Raw genomic sequence first — 24,869 nt, 5'->3', positions numbered from 1 at the left:
ATCTAGCAATCCCCCCAAAAGTAAATGATAGGGGGCTCTCGTTAATTTTCCGATCTAACCCGGCAGTCGATCGGATCTGCACGAAATACCGCGCAGGCCGATCACTTCTACATTGGATGACGGCTCTTGACCGATGATCCGGCCGACCGCTCCTGGCCGAAAGCAGACCTCCATGGCTGGAATGGGCGTCGCGTCGCGCGCTGGCAAGACGCAGCCATTTAGTGGGTGTATATCGGATAGAAGCCCCAGCTTTCATACTTGCCGCATCGGCCCGCAGCAGTTCATACAGGGGATGCAGACGCTCACGCGCTTGCCGCCCCATCCCCCAGCCGCTCCGCGATCAGTGGCGGTACGACAGCGTTAAAAGGGTGATGCGTCCATCGCCCAGCGCGACCGCGTTGCGTACTCCGCCTGCGTAATAGGGTTTGTCGAACAGGTTGTTCATGGTTAGCGCTGCGCGCCAGCGGCGCGCGTTATATGCCACGCCTGCGTCGGCAACGACATAGCCGGGGAGGTCATAGCCGTAGGTATAACGGCTTCCTTCACCGCGAAGCCCGCCGGTCAGTTCCCAGCCGGCCAGGTCGCCGTGCATCCGATAGCGCGCAGTTACATTGAAACTGTGACGCGGAACGCTGTTGAGGCGGGTATTGTTGGTGGACGGCTGCTGGCCGCCATCGTCAACGACGACGGCCGATAGATACGCGTATCCCCCCATCAAGCTCAGGCCGTCGGTCAGGTCCGTTGCCCATCCCAATTCCGCGCCGCGTGTGCGTTGCTTGCCGACCGCAATGCTGTAGCCGTCGTTCAGCGGATCGGATTGGAGAACATTGCGGCGCTCCAGATCGAACGCCGCCACGGTGATGCTGGTGGCGCCGTCGTTAAGGTCGAACTTCACGCCGGCTTCCCATTGCCTGCCGCTTTCCGGTTTGAATGTGCCGCCGTCTACGCGGGTGCCGCTGTTGGGATAGAACGACGTGGCGTAGCTGATATAAGGCCGCACGCCGGGCAGGACCTCGTACATCAATGCGCCTGAACCCGTGATGGCGTTATCGCTGCTGTCTTCGCGCGCCTGCGTGCGATGTTCCGTCGAATAAGTGGTGGCGCTGTCATGACGCAGGCCGAAGACCGCGTTCCATCGATCTCCCAGCGCGATCTGGTCGCGGGCATACAGGCCAATCGAGCGCACGGTGGTGCTGCTGTCGGTGCGCGGATTGGCAGGGCAGTTGATGGCGCTGCCGTATACGGGTTGGTAGACGTCCAGATCCCGCACCGAGCAGTTGTACGACAGGCTGTTCTCCCGCGTGCGCAGGTAATCCACGCCAACCGTGATGTCATGGCGGCCAAAGCCGGTTTCAAATCCGCGCTGTGCGTTGGTATCCAGCGTGATCGTGTCGCCGTCCCAGTGCTGGTCGGTGGCGGTGCGCCGCAGCGTTCGATTGTCCGCGCGCAAAAGGCCATTGGCGACCAACTGGCCATTGAGCGTAAATGACTGCCAGCGCGCGTTCTGGTTGACCGTCCAGCCATTGTCAAACCGATGCGTCAGCGCATAGCCCACGCGGCTTTGGTAGCCGCGATAGGGGTCCTGCCCGGGCTCGCCGGTAAAGCGGTTTCGGGGGATCTGGCCATTAGGATTTGACTGGACTGACCCGGCGACCGGCAATCCCTGCTGGCGGATGTAGCGGCGTTCCTGGTAGCTGGTGAGGATGGTGAAATCCGTTCGCGCGCCCAGATCCAAAGACAGCGAAGGGGCGATGAACCGATTCTTGAACCACACGTGGTCTGTTTCGTCATCCGAATTCATGGCCAAGGCATTGATGCGAAATGCCGCCTTGCCGTTGTCCGACAGCGGCGTACCCATGTCCAGCGTAGCCTGCCGGAAATCGTGGCTGCCCACGGTGGTGGCCACTTCCGCAAAACTTTCGGCACGCGGGCGCTTGCTGGCCATGTTGACCAGGCCGCCGGGCAGGACCTGCCCATAAAGCAGCGAGGCGGGGCCCTTCAACACCTCTACCTGCTCCACGCCGAACAGTTGTTCGGCGATGCGGTTGCTTGCCGCTGTGCGCAGCCCGTCCAGGAACAAGGAATCCGAAGCGACCTGGCCGCGGATGATGAGGTCGTCCCAGCCGCGGCGGCCAAACTGATTGCTGACGACGCCGGGCACGTTATGTAGCGCGTCGGCCAGGGTCTGCGCCTGCTGCGCGTCCAGGACCGCCCGGGGTATCACGGTGATCGACTGCGGCGTCTTGGCCAGGGGAACCGACGACTTGGTGACCGTGGGCGGCGCGATAGGGTTGAACAGGCTTTCCTGGCCTGCGTCGTCGCCAGTTACGCGCACGGCGGGCAGTTCCACGGCGGAATCGGAGTTCTGTGCAACGGCGGCAAAGGGGGCGGCCAGCGCCAAGGCGGCAGCGAATGCCGGATAGGGATGCAAGGGCATGAAGGGACGGCAGGGGAGGTGAAGCGGTGGAGAGGATGCGCCACAGCGCGCTTTCTGAAAGCGCACCACGATATGCGAATGAGAATAACAACGATTAATTATAAGCATTGCAATGCACGACGAGCGCGGCAAGGCGCTCGAAAATTTTGCCTTGCGATGTCTTCACGCTGGCGGTGATGGCGGCCGAGATTGATTGGCTGATTGAACCTGCCATGCGGGTCACGCCTCAGGAAAGGCAGTTCGGCGTGCCGCTGGTCGCCCTGATGTCCATCCCGCTCCTGTTGATGCTGGCCAGCAGCCTTTTCATCTACAAGCGCTGGTGGCGCGGCTTTCTGACATGGCCGCGCAAGGGAAAACCGCGATTGACCTGGGGTGATGTGCATCGGCTGGCCGGCGTCTGGAGTCTCGGTTTCATGCTGCTTATTGGCATGACTGCGTTCTGGTATCTGGTCGAGTCGCTGGGGGCGAAGGCGCCGCTTCTTCCCGCGATTGTGCAGCTCAAGGGCAATGCCAAGCACGCGCCGTTGGCGGCCGATGACGTCGACAGGGCAATCTCCGCGGCACAGGCGGCGTGGCCCGATCTGAAGATCTCCAGCTTGCGGCCGACCCCCAACGGGAAGGCCCTGTTGTTGGAAGGGCAGGCGAATGGATTGCTGTTGCGTGAGCGCGCCAACGTCATCGGTGTCGAGCTCGTTTCAGGCGAGATCCTGGGGCGCAACGACGGGCAGGACATGAGTGTGCACCAGCGCATCGGCGAGCTCGCGGACCCGATCCATTTCGGCACGTTCGGCGGGTGGCCTGTGCGCGTGCTGTGGTTCATTTTTGGGCTACTGTTGACCACGCTATCCCTGACGGGGGCGTGTCTTTATGGCATCCGTGTTGCCGAGGCCATGCGGGCGGCACTCAAGCGGCGCGGTGCGCCAGCCGGCGCACCGCATTCCCGTGACCTGTCCGCCTGGGCCGTCGCGTGGTTATGTCAGGTCTTGGCCGCTGGCAGACGTTCGTCAACCGCGTCTAGCTCACAGCCGTTGTAGGGTAGGGCAGGCGCACTGGCATGGGGGCCTCGAGATGTGATGGTCCCAATCATCACCCAAGTTCAATGAACTTCGACACCGGGCGTTTCAGCCCGAAAACTTCGGCAGGGCCAGCAGTTCGCCCATGCGCACCGGGCCCGTCACCGAGGGGGTATCGGCCCAGCGGATTTTGTCAGGGCCGAACAGCACGATGGCGGTCGAGCCCAGCTTGAAGCGGCCCATTTCCGCACCCTTGGCCAGATGGATCGGCGCACGCGCGGCGGCGTCATAGCGCACGGACTTCACGCGGCGCTTGAACGGGGTCACCAAGCCTGCCCAGACGGTTTCGATGGACGCAACGATCATCGCGCCCACCAGCACCACAGCCATGGGGCCATGTTCCGTGTCGAAGATGCAGACCACGCGTTCGTTGCGCGCGAACAGGCGCGGCACGTTGCGGGCGGTCAGCGGGTTCACCGAGAACAAGCGGCCCGGCACATGCACCATCTCGCGCAGCGTGCCGGCTACCGGCATGTGGACGCGGTGATAGTCTTTCGGCGACAGATAGATGGTGGCGAATTCTCCACCCTGGAAGGGGGCGGCGCGTTCGGCGTCGCCGCCCAGCAAGTCCACCAGGCCGTAGTTGTGGCCCTTGGCCTGGAAGATGCGGCCTTGTTCGATGGCGCCCATCTGGCTGATGGCGCCGTCAGCCGGACAGAGCACCGAACCGGGCTCGTCGTCCAGCGGGCGCGCGTCGTCTTTGAGCGCACGCGTGAAGAAGTCATTGAAGCACTCGTAGGCCAACGGGTCTTCTTGCAAGGCCTGGCTCATGTCCACGCCGTACTTGCGGACAAAGCGCGAGATCATCCAATTCTTGACCGCGGGTTCCCGGCAGTCTGAGGCGTATCCGAAGAAGCGCGACACCAGGTGATGGGGCGCAAGATACTGGCTGGCGAGAAATAGTTGGTCTTTGATCGTCATCTACGAGCGCTGAAAAAACTCGTCCCGCGTACAGCGGGACGGGGTTGAAGGTTGCGTTGCAAGCCGTCTAGCGGAGACAGCTGCGTGCAATTCGCGGGATTGTAACGCGATCAGGCGGCTTTGGCGGCCAGCTTGGTCTTGTAGAGCCAGTCCTTGTAGTCGTCAAGGTCGCCATCGAACGGTTTGACGACGCCGTCGGCCACGATGATGAACTCATCGGTGGTGGCGCGCAGCAGATGGCGATCGTGCGAGACCAGCATCAACGTGCCTTCGAACTGCGCCAGCGCGGTGGTCAAGGCTTCGCGCGTTTCCAGGTCCAAGTGGTTGGTGGGCTCGTCCAGCAGCAGCAGGTTGGGACGCTGCCACACGATCAGCGCAAGCGCCAGGCGCGCCTTTTCGCCGCCGGAGAACGGCGCGATGGAGCTGGTGGCCATGTTGCCGTTGAAGTTGAAGCTGCCCAGAAAGTTGCGCAGCTCTTGCTCGCGCACGGTGGGCGCGATCTTCATCATGTGCCACAACGGCGATTCGTCGTGGCGCAACATTTCAACCTGATGCTGGGCGAAGTAGCCAATCGACAGGCCCTTGTTGAATTGCGTGTCGCCCGCCAACGATTCCAGATCGCCCGCGATGGTCTTGATGAACGTGGACTTGCCCGCGCCGTTGATGCCCAGCAGCCCGATGCGCTGGCCCGCTTGCAGCGAGAAGTTGATGCCCGACACGATGATCTTGTCGGACACGGCTTGCGTGTCTTCGTCTTCCACGCGGTAACCCGCGCTGACCTTGTCCATGGTCAGCAACGGGTTGGGGGCGCGCAGCGGTTCGCGGAATTCGAACGAGAATTCGGCGGCGGCGCGCAACGGGGCCACTTCTTCCATGCGGGCCAGGGCCTTGATGCGGCTCTGCGCCTGACGCGCCTTGCTGGCCTGGGCCTTGAAGCGGTCGATGAACGATTGCAGGTGCGAACGTTGGCGCATCTGCTTTTCCATCATGCCGGCCGCCAATTCCAGCTGGGCGGCGCGTTGGCGTTCGAACGACGAGTAGTTACCCGAGTAGCGCTTGAGCTTGCGCTCGTCGATGTGGACGATGACGTTGACCACGCCGTCCAGGAAATCGCGATCGTGAGAGATCACGATGAGCGTGCCCGGGTAACGCTTGAGCCAGTCTTCCAGCCAGATGATGGCGTCCAGGTCCAAGTGGTTGGTGGGTTCGTCCAACAGCAGCAGGTCGGACGGGCACATCAGCGCTTGCGCCAGGTTCAGGCGCATGCGCCAGCCGCCGGAAAAGCTTGTCAGCGGCAGATGCATCTGTGCTTGCGTGAAGCCCAGGCCGGTCAGCAGCTGTTCGGCGCGCGAGTGCACCGTGTAGGCGTCGGCGTCGGCCAGCGCGGCGTAGATGTCGCCCATGCGCAGGCCGTTCTCGGCGCTTTCGGGTTCGGCTTCCAGCGCGGCGAGTTCCGCTTCCAGCTTGCGCAACGTGACGTCGCCGTCGATGGCGTATTCGATGGCGGGGCGGTCAAGCGCGGGGGTTTCCTGCGCGACGTAAGCCATGCGCCAGCTGGACGGATAGTCGAGATCGCCTTGGTCGGCGTGCAGCGTGCCGCGCAAAAGGCCGAACAGGCTGGACTTGCCAGCGCCGTTGGCGCCGATCAGGCCGATCTTGTCGCCGGGGTTCAAGAGCAGGTCGACCTTGTCGAGCAAGGGCTTGACGCCGCGCATGAGTGAAACTTGTTGGAAGCGGATCATGAATCTTGGGGCAGGGGGTGGCGCGGCAACCGCGCGGCAAGGCTCCCGCCACAATGGCGCGGCGCAAAAAAGGGAACCGGAGAGGGTTCGCGCCATGCCGGGAACTTGCTTGGGGCTATCGGGCGCGAAAGGCGAAGGGACGGGACGCCGGATAAGCGCGTCGTCGGATCGTGGGCAGTATTGTACCGGGCCGCGCGCATCGGCGCATCGGGCGGTGGAAAACGGGGCGGAATTGCCCCAGGAAGGGGGGGCGATGCCGCGCGTGGGAGCGGCTATGCCGCAGGCAAAGCAAGCGATGCCTCAGGCAAAGCAAGCTATGCGGCAGGCAAGGCAAACGATGCCTCAGACAAGGCAAGCTATGCCGCGGCGATGGCGGCGGCCAGCGCCAGCACCCGTTCGGCTTCTTGCGCGTGCAGGTTTTCCACCAAGGCGCCATCGACCACGGCAACGCCCAAGCCGGCGGCTTGCGCGGCGCGCCAGGCGTCCAGCCGTTTGCGCGCTGTGGCCAATTCATCTTCCGTGGGCGCGAATGCCGCATTGGCTGGGGCGATTTGCTTGGGATGGATCAGCGTCTTGCCGTCAAAGCCCTGATCGCGCCCTTGGCGGCACGCGGCTTCCAGGCCCGCGTCGTCCTGCAAGTCCAGATGCACGCCATCCAGCACGGCCAATCCGTGCGCGCGCGCGGCCATCACGGCCAACGAACGCGCCAGCAACGTTTCTTCGCGGCCAGGCGTGTGGCGCGCGTGCAGGTCTTTCACCAGGTCTGACGTGCCGACGACAATGGCGGCCAAGCGGGCGTGGCCGCCTGCAATCGCGTCCAGACGCAGATAGCCCAACGGCGTTTCAGCCATTGCCCAGAGCGGCAAATCCGGCGGCGCGCCGGCTGCGTCCAGCGCATCAGCCAAGGCCGTCAGCTGCGCGGCGGATTGCACCTTGGGCAGCAACACCGCATGCGCGCCGGCTTGAGCGATGGCGTTGATGTCGTCGTGGCCCCAGGGCGTGTCCAGTGCGTTGATGCGTACGATGCATTCGCGGCGTCCATATCCGCCTTCTCGCAAGGCGGCGGCCACTTGTTCGCGGGCCTGCGTCTTGGCGTCGGGCGCAACGGCATCTTCCAGGTCAAGAATCAGCGCGTCGGCATCCAGGCTGCGGGCCTTGTCCAGCGCACGTGCATTGGCGCCGGGCATGTAAAGCACCGAGCGGCGGGGGCGGATGGGAAGCGTCATGGGATGCGGATCAGGGTTTGAGGTTGCCAACAATCTGCACCGGCGTTGTGCAGACATAGCCCACGCCATACACCGTGCGGATGCCGATGTCGCCGCCCGCCAGCGCGCGCAGCTTGCGGCGCAGCCGGTGCATGTGCGCGTCCAGGCGGTGCGTGTCGTAGGCGTCGGCGCTGGCGCCCAGTGCTTCAACGAGACGCCCGCGCGTCAAGGGCAGCGGTGCGGCCTGGATCAGGGCGCCGATCAGCCGGCTTTCGGTATCAGTGATGTCCACGCACACTTGGCCGGGCGATGTCAGCATGCGCCGCGCGGGGTCAAAGCGCCAGGTGTCAGACTGAGCGTCGTCAGTCGCAGGCACGACGCGCAAGCGGCGCGACAAGGACACCAGCGTTGCGCCCAATTCATTCAGGTTGACGGGCTTGGTCAGGTAGTGGTCGGCGCCCAGACTCAGGCCCGACACCTTGTCTTCGCTGAGCAAGCGGCCGGTGAGCATGATGATGCCCATGGCCGGATATGTGGTGCGTAGATGCGACACGCGGGTCAGCGCATCGCCGTCGGGCAGCATGGCGTCCAGCACCAGGATGCCGGGCGTGACGCTCAACAGCAACTGATCCAGTTCCGCCAGCGAACCCGCAGTCAGGATGACTTTGTCCAGACCCAGGTCGTGGATGTATTCGGCGATGGTGTCGCGCCAGTCTCCGTGGTCGTCAACGACGATGATCGTCACGGTGTCGCCGCTTGCGTGTGCACGCAAAGCGCTCCAAGGGCAAACACGCTTTTCGCTCCTGACATGCTGGGTTTCTTGGTGTGGGGACGGTTCGCTTGCGCGGGGGGCAACGCCGAATGGGTGATACGGGGATGATACGTTTCGTATCGTTGATGTTTGCGGAGAATATCATCATCGACGATGCGGCGGCGCGGCAAACCAGACGGATGTGATCCAAGCCCTGCGCAAACAGCGTCTGATCAAAAAATGCGCAGCCCGTTGCGCATCGCCCGAACGGCCATCCACCGTGCTTGCGGGCGAGTTTTATCCACAGAAATTGTGGATAAAACTCACTCCACTGGCGCCATCCGATTTATGTAGGCAGGTATTCCACTGGCACCCCTTGTGGCACCTTGCGCATGCGGTCGCGTTCGATGCGCGCCGAGGCGAAGCGCGTCTTGCGCGCCGCCGCGTTCTGCAGCAGGACGGACAGCACGGCGCCCTTGTCCTGAATCCACTGCGTTTTGCCCCGCAGCAATTTCATCGCGTTCTCCGCCGTGCCCAAACGGTACGACATGGCGTTGATCTGCACGGACGTCTTGCCGTTGAACGCATCTGGCTCGTGTTCGGTGATGGCGGCAGCATCCAGATTGCTGCTTTCATGGTCGACGCGATAGATGAACTTCAGGCCGCTATGCGGGTCTTGCGCCACGACAAGTTTGTCGGAACCCGATATGTCCGACAGCATGCCGATGACAAGGGATTCGACCAGCTGGTTGCCCCGCTGTTCTTCCGTGTAGATAAAAATGCTGTGCCGGGACTTGGCGCCGGCGGCCGGGAGGAGGGGAGAACTATCCATACCTGACTTGAAAAAGGCGGGGCGGACAATGGCGTCCGATGATCCACCGGTGCTGCGGTACTGCATCGACGGCGCCGCTTGCAGAAATGCGGAACCGCCTGTGAAAAGAACAATGCGCGCGGTTTACGACGAGCGGTGCATCCGCGCCATCAGACGCGCTTTGACGGACGGCCAGTCGTCATCCAGGATGGCGAAATAGACCATGTCGCGGGCGCGCCCCGATTGCGCGATCAGATGCTTGCGAAACACGCCTTCTTCGATGCCGCCGATGCGCAGGATGGCCTGCCGCGACTGCGTGTTGCTCAATTCCGTTTTGAAGACCACGCGCATGATACCAATTGTTTCAAAGGCGTGCTGCAATAACAGGAATTTTGCTTCCGAGTTGGCGCCCGAACGGTGGCAGGCGGGCGTCAGCCACGTCGCGCCGATCTCCAGCCGTTTGTGCGCCAGCGCAATATCCATATAGCGCGTGGCGCCTATGATCTGGCCGGTGCTTTGCTGCACGATGACAAAGGGCAGACAGGCCCCGTCGCGCCAGCCGGCCAGCGCCCGTTCCACATAACGCCGCATGTCGTCCGGCGTGGCGACGGGCTCGGGCTGCAATCGCCAAAGCTCAGGATGCAGGCCCACCGCCGCCAGCGCATCGGCATGATGCAGGGCCATGGGTTCCAGGCGCACGATGTCGCCGTGAAGCGTGACGGGCTGCAAAGGGGGAAGGGGCATGGTGCGGTCCTGATGCGGGTCCGGGGGCGGTCTTGGCGCTAGGGAATAGCGCTAGGGAATGGCGCTAAGGCATAGACAATGAAGCATGCAAAGCCATGGCGAATTCTACGCGCGCAATGTCTTGCCGAACACGTGGGGCTGGCGCAGAATTTGGCGCATGAAAACAGACGTTGTGGTTCTAGGCGCGGGCATCGTGGGCGTGAGTACGGCGCTGCATTTGCAGGCGCGCGGCCGTTCCGTGGTGCTGCTGGACCGGCGCGGCCCCGGTGAAGAAACCAGCTACGGCAATGCGGGCCTGATCGAACGGGCCAGCGTCATTCCGTACGCCTTTCCGCGTGACTGGCGCAGCCTGTGGCGCTATGCGCGCAACAACACGCCGGACGTGAGCTATCACCCCCGCTTTCTGCCCCGCATTGCGCCGTGGCTGCTGCGCTACTGGTGGCATTCATCGCCCACCCGGCTGGCGCGTGCGGCGGACGCCATGCTGCCGCTGATCGAACGCAGCGTGGCCGAGCATGACGCGCTTAAAGACGACGCCAACATCACCCACCTGTTTCGCCGCAATGGCTGGATCGATGGCGCCCGCACCGACGCCGGCATGACGCGCGCCATTGCCGAAGCCGAAGCCCTGTCGCCCTACGGCCTGAACTATCGCGTGCTGGATCGCCAGGCGTTGACGGCGCTTGAGCCGTCGCTGTCATCGCGCATGGTGGGCGCGGTGCATTGGTTGGACCCGGTGAATGTGTCTGATCCCGGCGCGGTAACGCGGGGCTATGCCGCCCTGTTCCAGAAGCGCGGCGGCCAATTGGTGCGGGGCGACGCCCGCAGTTTGAAGGCGGCGGGCAAGGGCTGGCAGGTGCAAAGCGTACAGGGGATGGTCGACGCCCGCGATGTGGTCGTGGCGCTAGGGCCGTGGTCGGCCGACCTGTTGCGCCCGCTGGGCTACCGCATTCCGATGGCGGTCAAGCGCGGTTATCACCAGCACTACGCGCTGGAAGACGGCGCGACCTTGTCGCACCCCGTGGCGGATATCGATAGCGGTTTCGTGGTGACGCCGATGACGTTGGGCGTGCGGTTGACGACGGGCGCCGAGTTCGCGTCCCGCGATGCGCCGCCGTCACCGATCCAGATCCAACGCACGCGCGCGTTGGCAGGCCAGTTGCTGCCGCTGGGGGCGGCCGTGGAAAAAGAACCGTGGATGGGGTGCCGGCCATGCATGCCCGACATGCGCCCCGTCATCGGGCCTGCGCCCAAGCATCCGGGCTTGTGGATGGCGTTCGGCCACGCGCACCATGGCTTCACGCTGGGGCCGGTGACCGGCAAGCTGATGGCCAGCTTGATCACGGGGCAGGCGCCGGATATGGACCCGGCGCCTTACGCGCTACGCCGCTAGTAGCACCGCCAAGGCGGGGGGCACCGGAGCGGTACCTCGCGGCGGCAACCCGCGGCGGTACCCCGAGGCGGTACCCCGCAGCTGCAACCCCGGGCGGAAACCCGGGGCCGCAATGCCATTAACGCGACGCCGCCGCCTTTTCGCGGCGCTGACGCACGGCCAGCGCCAGCGTGTCCAGCACGGGCTCGGTCTGGGACCAGCCCAGGCAAGCGTCGGTGATCGACACGCCACGGCGCAGCGGCTGGCCCGGCTTCAAGTCCTGGCGGCCTTCTTCAAGATGGCTTTCGATCATGACGCCGGTGATGCGGGCGTCGCCCTGGGCGAGCTGCGCGGCGATATCGTTGGCCACATCAATCTGGCGCAAGTGGGACTTGTTGGAGTTGGCGTGCGAGCAGTCGATCATGACCTGTTCACGCTGGCCGGCTGCCCGCAGCGCGGCGCAACAGGCGTCCACGCTGGCGGCGTCGTAGTTCGGGCCTTGCTTGCCGCCGCGCAGGATCACGTGCGTGTCCTGGTTGCCGCGCGTTTCGAAAATGGCGGCCATGCCCATCTTGGTCATGCCCATGAACGCATGCTTGGCGCTGGCGGCGACCATGGCGTCGGCTGCAATCTGCACGCCGCCGTCGGTGCCGTTCTTGAAGCCCAGCGGGCAGCTCAAGCCAGAGCTCAGTTGGCGGTGGCTGGGGCTTTCGGTGGTGCGCGCGCCGATGGCGCCCCAGGCGATCAGGTCAGCGATGTACTGCGGGCTGAGCAAGTCCAGGAATTCGGTGGCAATCGGCAGGCCCAGGCCGCTAATGTCCAGCAGCAGTTCACGGGCGCGGCGCAGGCCTTCGTTGATGCGGAAGCTGCCATCCAGGCGCGGGTCATTGATGTAGCCCTTCCAGCCCACGGTGGTGCGCGGCTTTTCGAAATACACGCGCATGACGATCAGCAGGTCTTTCTTGTGCTGGTCCACGGCGGCGCGCAATTGGCGGGCGTAATCCATGGCTTGGCCATGGTCGTGAATGGAGCAGGGGCCCACGACGATCAGCAGGCGGTCGTCACGGCCGTGCAGCACGTCGGCGATTTCGGCGCGGCTTTGCTCGACGAGCGTCTGGATGGCGGGGGAAACGGGCAGCTCGTCCTGCAGCAACGCGGGCGAAATCAACGGACGCACGGCGCTGATGCGGGTGTCGTCGGTGCGCGTGTTGTCCTGGGTCGAGTCGGCCGTGCCGACCTCGCGGTCGTGCTGGGGGTCGTCAATGCGGGTCAAGGGATGCTCCGTGCCGTAGATGCTAAAAGACGTCCATTATCGCACTGGCGGGCGACGCGCGCGCCGGAAGGCGGCGTCCGTCCGGAGGAAGCCGGTGCGCTGCCTTCGGACAACGGGCCGCGCCGATGGCGGGAAGTCGGTCCCAAACCTACGCCTATCGGCCCGGAAATTGCATTAACCCTTTTCCAATCACGACAGAGTCGACGCGGATGCCGTAGGATTGAGTCCGGAAAGTTCAAGCGGCTGCCTGCAGAGGCCCCGCCCTATAAGCTAGGACGGAACGTAATGCCTAAAACCGAAGCCGGAGGCACCCGACGGATTCTTCTGGTCGAAGATCACCCCGTCGAACGCGCATATCTGCAGAACATGCTGCTGGCGTTGGGCTATCGGCGCGTGGCGGGCGTGGGCAGCAGCACGGAAGCCGTCAGCGCGCTGGGGCGGCAATTCTATGATCTGGTGATCAGCGACATCGTCATGAGTGACGGCGATGGCACGCACCTGCCCAATGAATTGCGCCGGCTGGTGGACGTGGGCCGCGTGAAAAGCATGCCGCCCATCATCTGGATCAGCAGTTTGGCCGACGAATTGCTGGAGTCCCACGTCAGGCTGGCGTTGCAGGCCGGTTGCCCATCGGCGCAGGCGCTGTCCAAACCGGTTTCGCGCACGGCCATGCAGCAGGCCATCAAGGTTGCGCTGGCCGCGGAAGACGTGGCCTCGCCGCGCCAGCAGTCGGTCCGGCGCGAAGTGATCGAAGCGGAATTGGGGCGGGCGCTGATCACCGGCGAGGGCATGAGCGTGGTGCTGCAACCCCAAATGAGCCTGTCAACGGGCGAGGTCTTGGCGGCCGAAGCGCTGTCGCGCTGGGACCATCCCACGCTCGGCCCCATTGCCGCAGCCGACTTCGTGCCGGCCGCGCATCGTCTGGGCATGGACCGGGTGTTGTTCCTGCGGGTGACAGATCGCGTTATTGAAGTGTTGCAGCGCATGCACGACGAGGACATCGCCGTGCCAATCGCCATCAATGCGTCGTCCTCCACGCTGTGCTCGCGCGACATGGCGGCGCTGCTTGAAAAGCGGGTCGCGCAGGCCGGCCTGCCCGCCAGGCTGGTAAAGATCGAACTGACCGAAGACGAGCCCGTCAATGACTGGCTGGCGCTGTCGTCCGTGCTGAATCTGTTGCGGGTGCGGGGCTTTGAACTGGCCATGGATGACTTCGGCGCCGGCATCGCGTCGATGCGCCTGTTCTCGGCCATGCCATTCACTGAACTGAAGATCGACCGGGATTTTATCGTGCACATGCACCGTGAAGCGGCGTCGCGCGCGGTGGTGGCGGCCGCCATCGAAATGGGCCGCGTACTAGGCCGGCGCGTGGTCGCCGAAGGGGTCGAACAAGAACGCGACCTGCAACTGCTGCGTGAGCTGGGTTGCGACGTGGCCCAGGGGTACGGGCTGTGCCTGCCGCTGGAGGCCGACGCCTTCATCGATTTCTGCCGCAGCCATTGAAAAGCAACAAGGCGGCCAGAATGCAATAAGGCGGCCAGAATTTGGCCGCCTTATTGCGTGCCGCCCCTGAAGGGCGGGACTCAGATGCCCGAAACGTCGATATCGCCCGGGTAGTCGATCGAGAACTTCAGGACGGTTTCGCGGGACTTGCCCGGCTCCATTTCCCATTCCCAGACGAGCTTGCCGTCTTCTTCGCGCTTGACGTCGCGGTCGGCGGGCGACAGCAGCTTGACCACGATCTTCTCGTTGCGAGAGACGGGCAGGCGATCCTTGAACGACACCTGTTCCTTGGTCGCCTTGTTGTTCTTCACGGTGATCTTGTATTCGTAAGTCACGCGTTTTCCGCCACCCGAAAAGCCCGTGCTTTCCGTAAAGCGGTTGACCAGCTGGCGCTTGATCGAAATGCCGTCGTCCGCACCCAGCGCCAGCTCGACCTTTTCGCCCGGCATCACGGCTTTCATGGCGCTTGAAGCCACGAACGCGTCGTCCAGGAACGTGTTCAAGGGGCCGGGCAGGAAGGGAAAGTCGGTGTTGTTGCTGGCCTGAGCGGTCAGGAAAACCGCTTCACGCAGGCCTGGCGAGGCCTGGTACTGCAACGTCGCCGGCAGCTTGGCGCTGGCGATCGCGACGCGTTGCGACGTGTTGTCCGAGGGCAGGGTCGCCGGGTTCCGGATCTGGAACGACGCGCTGGTGGCATCGTTCTGCAATTGGGATGTCGTGACCTCAATCGCCTCGGCCGCGGGTTCAGCCATGGCGGCATCCGCATAGGCCTGCGGCGCGGGGCGCATGCGCTTTTGCATCATTTCGCCCGCCACGGAGGGGGCGGGTGCGGCGACCGGACGGGGAGGTGGCGGCGGCGCGGGCGGGGGCGCCACGTCAATGATCCACGGTTGCAGCGCCGGTGCGCCGCCGCCCAGCGCGGGCCGCGCGGTGGACAGCGTGAGCTTCACGTTGTTCCAGTCTTCGCCGGTGTTCTGACGAATCACACCAAAATAGCCCAGATCGACATTGCGGTCGGCGGGGCGCAGGCGGGCATCGTAGGCCGGTGTCCAACGAGCGCCGCCCACGGCGTACGACACGGCCAGATCCACCTTGCCCGCGCGCGCCAGGTTCACGCGCAGCGTGACCGTTTTCGTGCGGCGGCTCAATTGCCCCTGCACGACATTCAGCTGGCTCTGCAAGGCGTTCAGCTCGCGTTCCATCACGGCTTTGCGCTCGGCCACCTGGCGCAAGCTGGCCAGCGTCTTGCTCAGGGTGTCGGCGCTAAGCGTCTGAATGGCTTTGAGTTCGTCTAGCGTCAGGCGCGCACCGTCTTTGGACGGCTCGGTGGCGCCACGCTGCATCATCAGAACCAGTTCACGCTGGTTGTCCAGCACGGTGGCTTCATCGTCCAGCTCGGCCAACTGGCCTTCCAGCTTGCGCACCTGTTCCTGCAGCGTCCGTACGCGCTCGTTCGGGGTGTCGGCTAGAAACGCATCGCGCACCTTGACGTCAAGCAGCGCCGCCTGGCCGGTGCTCTTGGCCGAGACCTGCAAGGAATTCTCTTGCAGCGTGGCGGGCAGGTTCTCCAGCACCAGTTCATGTTCGCCAGCAGTAAGGTCACTGGTGGCGGTGCGCGTCACCACGGCGCGGTCCTGGTAGACCGTCACCGCGCCAATGGAAGAGGCCAGCCCGGCCGCCGCGCCCAGGCCAGGAATCGTTGCGATGGCCAAGGCCAGGAGGGTACGTCGCACTAGGTCACCTTTAGGAAGGTTGATTCGTTGAGTTGGTCCGCGACATCCGTGCCGGTTGTCAGGGACGGATCGCCAATAGCGCGCCAATTTACTCCGCCGTGCGTTCAGCGGGTTTACAGGAAGTGACAAACGCGACAGGGCAATACCGCCCCAATTTTGCTTGCACTCAATTGCGCTCCGGATGCGCCAGCCGGCGGAGCATGTCGACGGCGTTGATGGCCGCGATCGAGCGGTCGTGCCGGCGATACGCCATGTCCAGCAACGCGTGCGGCGCGTCGCCCTTGATGGGCCGGTATTCGATGCCTTCCGCACCCATGTGCCGCATCGCGGCCGGCACCACCGAAATGCCCACGCCCGCGGCCACCAAACTAACAATTGACGCCATTTGCGGCGCCTCTTGTATGACGCGCGGCGCAAAGCCCGCCCGCTGGCAAGCGGATTGGATGGCGTCGTACAGCCCTGCACCAATGGGGCGCGGGTACAACACGAAATCCTCGTCCGCCAGCGCCGCGATCGGCACGCTGCGGCGCCGGCTCAAGGGGTGGTCCGGGGGCAGGGCGACGAGCATGGGTTCGTCCAGGACGCGTTCGGATTCAAACTCCGGGTCCAGCAAATAGGGGGGCCGCACAAACGCGACATCCACTTCGCCCAGCCGCAGGCCGCGCAGCAGTGAAATGGTGTTGCTTTCGGTGAGCGTGACGCGGACATCGGGATAGCGGTCGCGATAGGCGCGAATGGCGCGCGGCAGGTAAGGGTGGAACACGGCCGACGCGGTAAAGCCGACGGTGATGGCGCCGCGCTCGCCACGCCCCAGGCGGCGGGCGGTGTCGACGGCCCGATCCGCGCTGGCCAGAATGGCGCGCGCGTCTTCCAGAAACTGCGCGCCGGCTTCCGTCAACGCGATGCCGCGCGGCAGCCGCAGAAACAGAGGCGTGCCGATCTCGCGTTCCAGCTGCTGAATCTGCTGGCTAAGCGGCGGTTGCCCGATCCCCAGCCGCGCCGCCGCCCGCGTGAAATGCAGCTCTTCGGCAACGGCCGTGAAATAGCGCAGGTGGCGGAGTTCCATCGTTTTTAAATATAGGCAGGGTGGGTTTCATATATTGGACATATGCAGGGGAAAAGTCTACTTTTACTGCACGGGCTACATGCCCGTTGTCATTCGAGAACCCTGATGTCTACCCCCTCTGCCAGTTCCTCCACCGCTGCATCGCCCGAATACCTGGCGCGCGGCACGCCTGGGCTGCGCCGCGCCCAATGGGCCTTGTTCGCCGCCGGCTTTTCCACCTTCTCCTTGTTGTATTGCGTGCAGCCGCTGATGCCGATGTTCACCGGCGCGTTCGGCGTATCGCCCGCGCAAAGCAGCCTGGTTTTGTCGCTATGCACGGGCCTGTTGGCCATCGCAATCTTCTTTGTGGGCCTGTTTTCGCAAGCCTTGCCGCGCAAACGCATCATGGCGCTGTCACTCTTCGCGTCGGCCGTGCTTGGCACCATCGCCGCCGTGGCGCCCGACTGGCACAGCCTGCTGGCGCTGCGCGCCTTGCAGGGCGTAGCGATGGGCGGCGTACCCGCCGTCGCCATGGCCTACCTGGCTGAAGAAGTCGAGCCGGACACGCTGGGCTTCGTCATGGGCCTGTATATCAGCGGCAGCGCGTTCGGCGGCTTGTCTGGCCGCGTGATCACGGGCTTGGTGTCTGACCACTTTGGCTGGCGCGCGGCAATGGGCACGTTGGGCGTGCTGGGTATCGTGGCGGCGGTGCTGTTCGTGTGGCTGCTGCCCGCGTCGCGCCGCTTCACGCCGCAACGCGGCCGGGGTTGGGCGGGCGTGTTGGGCGACATGCGCGCCGGTGTCGGCACCCACATGAAAAATGGTCCGCTGTGCGCCTTGTTTGCGATGGGCGGCCTGCTCATGGGCGCCTTCGTCACGGTCTACAACTACGTGGGCTTTCGCCTGCTGTTGCCGCCGTTCTCGCTCAGCCAAACGTTTATCGGCTTCATCTTTGTGGTGTACCTGGTGGGCATCTTCGCCTCGACGTTCTTCGGCCGGCTCGCCGACCGCCACGGCCGCGGCCCCATGCTGTCCGCCGCCACCGGCCTGGCGCTGGCGGGCTTGCTGCTGACCTTGTCCGATTCCCTTGGAGTGCTGATCGCCGGCATCGTGCTGTTCACCTTCGGCTTCTTCGCGGCGCACGCCGTAGCCAGCGGCTGGGTCGGCCAGATGGCGCGCGGCTACAAGGCACTGGGCGCATCGCTGTACCTGCTGGTGTACTACGTGGGTTCCAGCGTGCTGGGCGCCTGGGGCGGCCACTTCTGGGCCGCAAGCCAATGGCCGGGCGTCGCCGCGATGGCGGGCGGGCTGCTGACGCTGGCGCTGGTCATCAGCGCGGGGCTCGTGTGGCGCACGGGCGGGGTTCGCGGTGCCGATTCCAATCATCCCGCGGTACTGCGCGGCTGAACCTGCCGGCCGCGATGATCGACAAAGATCACGCCCTTGTCCATGCCGACGTAGCGGTAGAAGTAGCGGATGCTGGATTTGACGGGGCGGGTGTCGTAGGCGGACAGGTCAGCGCCAGGCGCGCATAGGCGTTCGACTTCTTCGGGCCAGCGGAAGGAATTGGCTTTGTGCTTGATCCAGCGGTCTAGGAGGGGTTTGAAGCTGATGAGGTTGAAGCAGATATCCCAGATAAGGAAGATGTCGCTGAGCTTGCCTGTTCGAACGACTGGATGGTCTCCGGTGGGTTTATCGACCAATCCTTCTTTGACCCATTCGGGTTTGGGTTGAATGGCGTCCAGCCCGTGTTCCATGTAGCGGCGGATGAATTCCAGGCGGGTAAGGTTGCCGTCCAGGGAGTGGTCGTGCGCGTCGAAATCTCCTCCGACAATAAACGGCACTTTCCTTGTCCTTACGCGCTCGGGGTCCAAATCAGGTTGGCTCATGATTTCGGCATACGGAACAGGAAAGTACAGACGCAAGCGATAGTCATGACCGATCTCGGTGTATGGCCTGACATCGCGCCAAGGGACATGAACGACGTAATCGCCGTAGGTCACGTGCACCAGCTGGGCTTGCCGATTGAACCGAATTCGGCTTTGAGCCATTCCCGTTCCCATCCAAAGAAAGAACCAGGCCATGAGAAAAAATGGGATGCAAATCAATGCGCCCCTGATGTGGAACTCCCCAAACAAGGGTGCCATGACAAAGACGATCAGCAGAGACATCGGGACACCCAGTGTGGACAATTGCATCAGGAACGTGATCTGGCCTTCCACTCGGGGTTCTATATAGCGATCGTTGAATTGGGCCGGGTCCGATACATCATCAAAAAAGCAGACTGTGTCTGGTTCCATGGCGTAGGTGATATCCGGCAAGGCGGCGTGATCGGTACGCTCGTCAAGTGCAGCGCATTGGCGGATGAACTCGACCTTGCCGTCGGGGACGGTAGCAGGGTCGATGATGCGGAGTGGCTTGGTGGCCATATGCTGCTCAAGCTCCGCTGCTGCGCGGCTGCACCTGCCGGCCGCGATGGTCGACAAAGATCACGCCCTTGTCCATGCCGACGTACCGGTAGAAATAGCGGGTGCTGGATTTGACGGGGCGGGTGTCGTAGGCGGACAGGTCAGCGCCGGGCGCGCATAGGCGTTCGACTTCTTCGGGCCAGCGGAAGGAATTGGCTTTGTGCTTGATCCAGCGGTCTAGGAGGGGTTTGAGGCTGATGAGGTTGAAGAAGAAAAGGAACACGATCACGATGTTGTTAAGCCCCCCCAAGTTCATCAACTCGACATCGCCCGTCGGCTTGCGGGTCAATCCTTCGTTGACCCATTCGGGTTTGGGTTGAATGGCCTCCAGCCCGTGTTCCATATAGCGGCGGATGAATTCCAGACGGGTAAGGTTGCCGTCCAGGGATAAGTGGTCGTGCGCGTCGAAATCTCCGCCGACAATAAATGGCAGTTTCCTTTTTCTCACGCGTTCTGGGTCTAAATCGGGCTGGCTCATGAGTTCTACGTAGGGCACAGGGAAGCACAGCCGCAATCGATAGTCGTGACCGAACTCCGTGTAGGATCTGACGTCGCGCCAGGGGACATGCACGACGGCCTTGCCGTAAGTTACATGCACCAGTTGTGCTTGGCGATTGAACCGAACGCGGGTTTGCGCCATGGCTGTTCCCATATAAAGAAAGAACCAGGCAATGAGAAAAAATGGGACGCAAAAGAGCACTCCACTTAGGTGGAACTCACCAAACAATGGAGCCATCACGAACACTATCAATATAGACATCGGGGCGCCTAGCGTAGACACCTGCATCAAGAATGTGATCTCGCCTTCCACTCTTGGTTCTAAGTAGCGATCGTTGAATTGCTCAGTGTTCGATACATCGTCAAAAAAGCAGACTGTGTCTGGCTCCATGGCGTAGGTGATATCCGGCAAGGCGGCGTGATCGATACGCGCGTCAAGTGCAGCGCATTGGCGGATGAATTCCACCTTGGCGTCGGGGACGGTAGCAGGGTCGATGATGCGGAGTGGCTTGGTGGCCATGCTGCTTAAGCCCCGCTGCTGCGCGGCTGAACCTGCCGGCCTCGATGGTCGACAAAGATCACGCCCTTGTCCATGCCGACGTACCGGTAGAAATAGCGGGTGCTGGATTTGACGGGGCGGGTGTCGTAGGCGGACAGGTCAGCGCCGGGCGCGCATAGGCGCTCGACTTCTTCGGGCCAGCGGAATGAGTTGGCTTTGTGCTTGATCCAGCGGTCTAGCAGGGGTTTGAGGCTGATGAGGTTGAAGCAAATATCCCAGATAAGGAAGATGTCGCTGAGCTTGCCTGTTCGAACGACTGGATTGTCACCGGTGGGCTTGTCGACTAATCCTTCTTTGACCCACCTGGGGTTTGGCTGGATCGCGTCTAGGCCGTGTTCCATATAGCGGCGGATGAACTCCAGACGTTGAAGGTTCTTGTCGAAGAACAGATGGTCGTATTTGTCGAAGTCGCCGCCGAGGCAAAATGGCGCCTTACTTCTTCTGACGCGTTCTGGGTCTTGAAAGGGGAGCTGCATCATCGCGAGATATGGCACGGGAAAATACAGTCGAAGGCGATAGTCATGTCCAAATTCGGTGTACGGCCTGACATCGCGCCACGGCAAATGCAAGACAGCCTTTCCGTAGCTCACATGCACGACCTGCGCTTGACGATTGAATCGAACCCGCGATTGGGCCATTTCTGTACCCATCCAAAGGAAGAACCATGCAAAGAAGAAAAAGGGGATGCAGATAACGGCCCCCTTTATATGAAACTCGCCGAAGAGCGGGGCCAATACGAAGACGATGATCAATGAGAAGGGAACGCCTAGCGTGGACACCTGCATCAAGAATGTGATTTGACCTTCGAGCCGGGGTTCGATGTAGCGGTTGTTAAATTGCTCAGGATCAGACACGTCGTCGTCGAGCCAAACTTGTGCGGGCTCCATGGCATAGGTGATATCGGGCAAAGCAGCATGATCGATACGCTCGTCCAGCGCTGCGCATTGCCGGATGAACTCCGCCTTGGCGTCGGGAACCGTCGCAGGATCAACGTCGCGAAGTTTCTTCACCACAGCTGGCTCTCTTGCATCACGAAGTCGGCGTCCGTGAAACCGTTGGGTCGGTACTCCACGTTGGTTTTCCCGATCAGCGTATTCGTCGTGATGTGGATGATGCCGACGCCATTCTCAACAGAGACCAATTTTGGATCTTCGTAGTGCTTGGTCGTTCCGATGAAGTCTCCCGCACTCGCGGCTTGATGTTGAGTGATCGTGTAGTGGCTGATCTGCGGCTGCCATCCCGGAAGACGGACCGTGATGGTTCGAGCAACTTCGGGAAGTCCGACTACGCTGGTGATCAAATTAATCGCCGCAAGGCTGCGAGCGATTCCGAAGATGTCGGCCTCCGATTCGATGGTCGGTTCTTGAAATAGGCGGTGGAACTCGTGGAGTTCTTCTTCATCACTGGCGAATGGGGCGTGATTACCCTGGATGCCCCAAATGCTGCGTGCAATCCATGTCGTGATCTTTGCCTCGTTAGCAACGGTTTGATGATGGTTTTGAAGAATTATGTAGAGTGCTTCCGCTGCGAGGAGAATCCAGCCAATCTGGCCCGCTCCTATCCGAGCAATATTTGCGCCACCTTTCAACACTCGAGAGTTTGCCCGGTCCCATCGCTGAAGGAAGGGCGCTTTGCTTTTTCCCGCCAGATGCAACATCCCAAGGCCGCCAGCTGTGATCTGCACCGATCCACTGAGGAAACTAATGCCGGCCGTCTCTCCCGTTTCTTTTATCGCAGCATGCCACCAGTCCTTGGCTCCAATGGCAAGAGCAGCCACGGCTGCTGCTGCAATTACTCGTAACTCCCAAGTGCTTGCGAGGTCGCGATAAGCCGCGGCGGCACCGGAATCGCCCCGCAACTTCGCCAAATCCCGCTGTTTCTCAAAGTGCATCCGCGTCATCGCCATCCCGGCTGCGCTGACGCCCAGCACTCGCCCGGTTGCATTCAGCGCATTCCCCAGCGTCAACCCGTCTTCTTTCCCCAGCGCCCGGAACGCTTCGCCCGCGCTGTACACCGTGGCAAACACCGCGACGCCACCCAGCGACAGCTGGACGTTGTGCCAGAAGCGAATACGCTGCGGCAGCGTTCTGACTTGGGCGAGTTTTTCCTGTACTTCCTGCGTGTCGTAAAGCGTGACAAGCGTATGGGCCGCCCGGTCCACGGTTTTCGGGCGGAAGCCGTTGACGCCTTTCAGGCCCATTTGGTCGCGCACCCAGTTGCCGACGTCGGACAGGGGAACGTCATGTGCGCGGGCGAGGGCGCCGTCCAGCACCTCCATGATGGGGCGGTACACGCTGGTCCAGAACGCGCCGGGGGATCTGAGTTGGCCTTGGGCGACCAGCGCGCCCAGCATGACGCTCAGCTGATGGGATGCGCCGTCGGCGGGCAGCGCTTCCAGGACTTTTTGCAGGGCGGCCAGCGCGGCGTTGGAGGCTTGTCGGATGGGGCCCGCGCTGAGTTCGGCGTAGCTGATAACTTGGGGTGTACCGAAGACGGCTTTTCCCAGCAGGCCGGTGGGGCCGGCGGGGCCAACCTGTTCAAGCAGGTAATCGTTGCCGGCCTTGCAATGGATGAGCGCGGGAAGGGTGTGGCCGACCAGGCAACGCAGATCTAGATGGCCGATCGTGTCCGGCGCGTGGGTAGCGATGATCCTGTCGAACTGCTCGCGTTGGTCGTTGAACACTGTCCACAGGTCGGTAGCGGCGCGGGTGACGGCGTCGATGTGGTGCTTGAGTTTTTCTGGATGCGCGTCTTCAAACCGCTTGCGCTCCGTGTTGCGGGCATAGGCAAGACGCTTGCGTTCGGCGGCCAAGCCGGCCTGGTAGGACCTCTCGCGCGCAGCCCTGCCGCTGCCTCCGTTGTCATTAACAGGTATCGCGCTGCGAATGACGTCATTCTTTTCCGAGTAAAGCTCGGCCTCGCGTCGTTTCAGGCTACCAAGTTCGTCGATCATTTTCGATACGCGGAGCTTGCGCGCGGCGTCGGCGCTATAGGTTTGAAGCTGATCCAGACGGCTGCCCACCAGCACATTGAGCTCGCTGAGCAGGCCCGCCAGGTCATGAACGGCCACGGCTTTGGGAACCAGGTCACTGCGGGGCCGGGCGGCGGCGCTCATGGCGTTCAGGATGGATTGAAAGCCGTCGGTGTCCGGCTGGCTTTCGCTCCACGAATACGGTTTGGGTTCGTTTTGTGGAGCTGGCGCCAATTCCGGCACTTGGGTCAGCAGCGACGCCGGGAAGACGTTGGCTTGCGCCACTTGCTCCAAATTCACCGGAGTGGATAGCAGGCTGCGCCATCCTGCGGTGTCGTTCTCGATGCGCCACAGCGCCGCGTGGCTGAGGATCGTGTCGGTGATCCGCACATGCACGGTGTCATCTTCCACGTCGGGCGGCACCAGCAGAAAGCGCGCCGCGCCGGCTTCGTCGGGGGCTTGTGCGCGCCCGGGCACGTCGGCGGCGTAGTCGGCCTCGGTCCACCAGATGGGCGCGAAGCGGATGTTGTCGGTGACCTGGTAATGACGCGTCCACATGCGCCCGTGCTGCCTAAAGAAAAGATACACATAGCTGCGCGGACGCAGCACGCGCAATCCATATGTCTTGCCATCGACAAGTTTGGGGTAAAGCGCGGCGGTCAGTGTGGGAAAGATCTCCGCGTTAACGGGCTTGTCCGTGATGCCATACCGCAAGGGATACAGCGGGGTGCCCCGTTCGCAGGGCGGCGGGGAAATGGCTTTGCCTAATTGCTTGGCGCTGGGGTGGGGCGGTTGCAGCGCCTTGGGGCAGGCCGGAAACGTGTGGGTCATGTTGCAAGTCCTGATGCCGAGACGGCGTGAATCTGATTCAGGCGCTGTTCCGCGTGATGCAGGCGTTGCAGGCCGGGAACCGTTTGCTGCGCCAAGATCGTGCGCAACTCGGTGTCCTTCTCGAAAGGCTGTTGGGGAAAGCGCAGCCGCAGCCCGATGTAGTGGCGCACGTCGCGTTCGATGACCAGCCCGATCTGGCCTGCCTCGGTCGCGAAGATGGAGAATTGACGCAGCAACTTGGCGTGCGCCGCGGGATCGGTCGTCGCGAAGTCTGGGGGAAGGGTGCGCCGGACGGTTTCGCGCATGAACCATTCAAAGCTCGCCTGGTTGATCGCGTCTTCGTCGGCCTCGTGCAGGGTGTAGATATCCTCATAGCCGGACATCGACGCGGCAGCATCAGAATCCGGGAGGTCAATGCGCAGCCATTGCGCGCCGTCCGCGTCGGCCGTGCGCCAGATCACGCCGCGAATCGGGCCGAACCATTCAGCCAGCCGGTGCGGCGCCAGCCCCTCGCATAGCTCTTCCAGCTGGCGGGTGGCGGTCAGGTTGAAGCGCAGGGGCAGGCCGTCAGGCGCAAGCATCTGGTGCAACGCTTGCAGGTGGGGGCTGGCGTGAGCATCATCGGGCGCAAAGATCAGTACTCCCATTTGCCGCGGTGCCCAGTCCTCAACAAACCGTTGCAGCAGATCGGCATTGACCCGCGTCAGCAGCGGCCCGTGGCGGTAACCGGGGGACGAATAGGCCCACGCGGTGTCGCGCCATAACCAGTGGTGATCAAATCCGGGCGTCAACGCCACCACCTTTTCTTCGAGATCAGCGTCCTGCGCACCATCCAGCCACAGCCACCCTTGGCCCGAACCCGCCAATGTCTCGACGCTGGGCGCTTGCGCGGGCTGCACGATGCGGCGTGGCCATCCCGGATGCGACGTCAT

Annotated in this window: 19 protein-coding genes; 4 read left to right on the top strand and 15 right to left on the bottom strand. The window is 62.9% G+C overall.

Translation table 11 applies throughout. The annotated features are described in order from the left end of the window. Window positions 1–340: 340 nt before the first annotated feature. Entirely contained in the window at window positions 341–2,437 is a 2,097-nt protein-coding gene (locus HV765_RS04660; protein ID WP_175168967.1) for a TonB-dependent siderophore receptor, read from the bottom strand. A gap of 107 nt (window positions 2,438–2,544) precedes the next feature. On the opposite strand from HV765_RS04660, the gene HV765_RS04655 reads away from it, so the two are divergent. Further along, window positions 2,545–3,471 carry a PepSY-associated TM helix domain-containing protein gene (locus HV765_RS04655; RefSeq protein WP_175168966.1) on the top strand — a complete coding sequence of 309 codons (927 nt, stop codon included), beginning with the start codon at window positions 2,545–2,547 and terminating at the stop codon, window positions 3,469–3,471. A gap of 87 nt (window positions 3,472–3,558) precedes the next feature. Here the strand turns inward: HV765_RS04655 and asd are convergent, their stop codons facing one another. From asd to HV765_RS04625, 6 genes are all read right to left on the bottom strand, one after another. Beyond that, entirely contained in the window at window positions 3,559–4,431 is an 873-nt protein-coding gene (gene asd / locus HV765_RS04650) for an archaetidylserine decarboxylase (protein ID WP_054422050.1), read from the bottom strand. 110 nt (window positions 4,432–4,541) lie between these two features. Further along, window positions 4,542–6,173, bottom strand: coding sequence for an ATP-binding cassette domain-containing protein (locus HV765_RS04645; RefSeq protein ID WP_082386955.1), 1,632 nt, complete (start codon window positions 6,171–6,173; stop codon window positions 4,542–4,544). A 356-nt stretch (window positions 6,174–6,529) separates the two neighbouring features. Next, on the bottom strand, window positions 6,530–7,399 hold the full coding sequence (locus HV765_RS04640; RefSeq protein ID WP_175168965.1) for an HpcH/HpaI aldolase/citrate lyase family protein: 870 nt from the start codon (window positions 7,397–7,399) through the stop codon (window positions 6,530–6,532). A 10-nt stretch (window positions 7,400–7,409) separates the two neighbouring features. Beyond that, window positions 7,410–8,123 carry a response regulator transcription factor gene (locus tag HV765_RS04635; RefSeq protein ID WP_175169512.1) on the bottom strand — a complete coding sequence of 238 codons (714 nt, stop codon included), beginning with the start codon at window positions 8,121–8,123 and terminating at the stop codon, window positions 7,410–7,412. A 352-nt stretch (window positions 8,124–8,475) separates the two neighbouring features. Further along, a complete protein-coding gene (locus HV765_RS04630; RefSeq protein ID WP_054422425.1) occupies window positions 8,476–8,961 on the bottom strand; it encodes a hypothetical protein in 486 nt (161 codons plus the stop codon). A 123-nt stretch (window positions 8,962–9,084) separates the two neighbouring features. Continuing rightward, entirely contained in the window at window positions 9,085–9,684 is a 600-nt protein-coding gene (locus HV765_RS04625; protein WP_175168964.1) for a GNAT family N-acetyltransferase, read from the bottom strand. 157 nt (window positions 9,685–9,841) lie between these two features. On the opposite strand from HV765_RS04625, the gene HV765_RS04620 reads away from it, so the two are divergent. Next, window positions 9,842–11,077: an NAD(P)/FAD-dependent oxidoreductase gene (locus tag HV765_RS04620; RefSeq protein WP_175168963.1), complete on the top strand. Its 1,236-nt coding sequence runs from the start codon at window positions 9,842–9,844 to the stop codon at window positions 11,075–11,077. Between the two features lie 118 nt (window positions 11,078–11,195). Here HV765_RS04620 and HV765_RS04615 read toward each other — a convergent pair whose 3' ends face one another. Further along, a complete protein-coding gene (locus tag HV765_RS04615; protein ID WP_054422054.1) occupies window positions 11,196–12,329 on the bottom strand; it encodes a 3-deoxy-7-phosphoheptulonate synthase in 1,134 nt (377 codons plus the stop codon). A 285-nt stretch (window positions 12,330–12,614) separates the two neighbouring features. On the opposite strand from HV765_RS04615, the gene HV765_RS04610 reads away from it, so the two are divergent. Further along, window positions 12,615–13,832, top strand: coding sequence for an EAL domain-containing response regulator (locus HV765_RS04610; protein WP_175168962.1), 1,218 nt, complete (start codon window positions 12,615–12,617; stop codon window positions 13,830–13,832). A gap of 80 nt (window positions 13,833–13,912) precedes the next feature. Here the strand turns inward: HV765_RS04610 and HV765_RS04605 are convergent, their stop codons facing one another. Then, window positions 13,913–15,565 (bottom strand): mucoidy inhibitor MuiA family protein, encoded by a 1,653-nt coding sequence (locus HV765_RS04605; protein ID WP_254600446.1) that lies wholly within the window; start codon window positions 15,563–15,565, stop codon window positions 13,913–13,915. A gap of 166 nt (window positions 15,566–15,731) precedes the next feature. Continuing rightward, on the bottom strand, window positions 15,732–16,631 hold the full coding sequence (locus HV765_RS04600) for a LysR family transcriptional regulator (protein ID WP_175168961.1): 900 nt from the start codon (window positions 16,629–16,631) through the stop codon (window positions 15,732–15,734). Between the two features lie 105 nt (window positions 16,632–16,736). Between HV765_RS04600 and HV765_RS04595 the strand changes: the two genes are divergently transcribed. Further along, a complete protein-coding gene (locus HV765_RS04595; RefSeq protein WP_054422058.1) occupies window positions 16,737–18,017 on the top strand; it encodes an MFS transporter in 1,281 nt (426 codons plus the stop codon). Here HV765_RS04595 and HV765_RS04590 read toward each other — a convergent pair. The 5 genes from HV765_RS04590 to HV765_RS04570 are packed head-to-tail and all read right to left on the bottom strand — an operon-like array spanning window position 17,993 to window position 24,869. Continuing rightward, entirely contained in the window at window positions 17,993–19,096 is a 1,104-nt protein-coding gene (locus tag HV765_RS04590) for a hypothetical protein (RefSeq protein ID WP_175168960.1), read from the bottom strand. The genes HV765_RS04595 and HV765_RS04590 overlap by 25 nt on opposite strands. Beyond that, on the bottom strand, window positions 19,047–20,096 hold the full coding sequence (locus HV765_RS04585; RefSeq protein WP_175168959.1) for a hypothetical protein: 1,050 nt from the start codon (window positions 20,094–20,096) through the stop codon (window positions 19,047–19,049). The genes HV765_RS04590 and HV765_RS04585 overlap by 50 nt, the downstream gene beginning before the upstream one ends. Window positions 20,097–20,101: 5 nt before the next feature. After that, window positions 20,102–21,148: a hypothetical protein gene (locus HV765_RS04580; RefSeq protein ID WP_175168958.1), complete on the bottom strand. Its 1,047-nt coding sequence runs from the start codon at window positions 21,146–21,148 to the stop codon at window positions 20,102–20,104. Then, a complete protein-coding gene (locus HV765_RS04575) occupies window positions 21,142–23,937 on the bottom strand; it encodes a toxin VasX (RefSeq protein WP_175168957.1) in 2,796 nt (931 codons plus the stop codon). The genes HV765_RS04580 and HV765_RS04575 overlap by 7 nt, the downstream gene beginning before the upstream one ends. Next, window positions 23,934–24,869 (bottom strand): hypothetical protein, encoded by a 936-nt coding sequence (locus HV765_RS04570; protein ID WP_175168956.1) that lies wholly within the window; start codon window positions 24,867–24,869, stop codon window positions 23,934–23,936. The genes HV765_RS04575 and HV765_RS04570 overlap by 4 nt, the downstream gene beginning before the upstream one ends.

Origin of the sequence: Achromobacter kerstersii (assembly GCF_902859595.1) — a bacterium.
GTDB lineage: Bacteria > Pseudomonadota > Gammaproteobacteria > Burkholderiales > Burkholderiaceae_B > Achromobacter > Achromobacter kerstersii.
The sequence above is the reverse complement of the archived record's forward strand: the minus strand, read 5'-3'. Positions and strand labels throughout refer to the sequence as shown.

Bases quoted from the DNA above. Each gene is read 5' to 3' on its own strand.
- HV765_RS04660 (WP_175168967.1), bottom strand. From the start codon at position 2,437: ATGCCCTTGCATCCCTATCCGGCATTCGCTGCCGCCTTGGCGCTGGCC.
- asd (WP_054422050.1), bottom strand. From the start codon at position 4,431: ATGACGATCAAAGACCAACTATTTCTCGCCAGCCAGTATCTTGCGCCC.
- HV765_RS04645 (WP_082386955.1), bottom strand. From the start codon at position 6,173: ATGATCCGCTTCCAACAAGTTTCACTCATGCGCGGCGTCAAGCCCTTG.
- HV765_RS04640 (WP_175168965.1), bottom strand. From the start codon at position 7,399: ATGACGCTTCCCATCCGCCCCCGCCGCTCGGTGCTTTACATGCCCGGC.
- HV765_RS04630 (WP_054422425.1), bottom strand. From the start codon at position 8,961: ATGGATAGTTCTCCCCTCCTCCCGGCCGCCGGCGCCAAGTCCCGGCAC.
- HV765_RS04625 (WP_175168964.1), bottom strand. From the start codon at position 9,684: ATGCCCCTTCCCCCTTTGCAGCCCGTCACGCTTCACGGCGACATCGTG.
- HV765_RS04620 (WP_175168963.1), top strand. From the start codon at position 9,842: ATGAAAACAGACGTTGTGGTTCTAGGCGCGGGCATCGTGGGCGTGAGT.
- HV765_RS04610 (WP_175168962.1), top strand. From the start codon at position 12,615: ATGCCTAAAACCGAAGCCGGAGGCACCCGACGGATTCTTCTGGTCGAA.
- HV765_RS04600 (WP_175168961.1), bottom strand. From the start codon at position 16,631: ATGGAACTCCGCCACCTGCGCTATTTCACGGCCGTTGCCGAAGAGCTG.
- HV765_RS04595 (WP_054422058.1), top strand. From the start codon at position 16,737: ATGTCTACCCCCTCTGCCAGTTCCTCCACCGCTGCATCGCCCGAATAC.
- HV765_RS04585 (WP_175168959.1), bottom strand. From the start codon at position 20,096: ATGGCCACCAAGCCACTCCGCATCATCGACCCTGCTACCGTCCCCGAC.
- HV765_RS04575 (WP_175168957.1), bottom strand. From the start codon at position 23,937: ATGACCCACACGTTTCCGGCCTGCCCCAAGGCGCTGCAACCGCCCCAC.
- HV765_RS04570 (WP_175168956.1), bottom strand. From the start codon at position 24,869: ATGACGTCGCATCCGGGATGGCCACGCCGCATCGTGCAGCCCGCGCAA.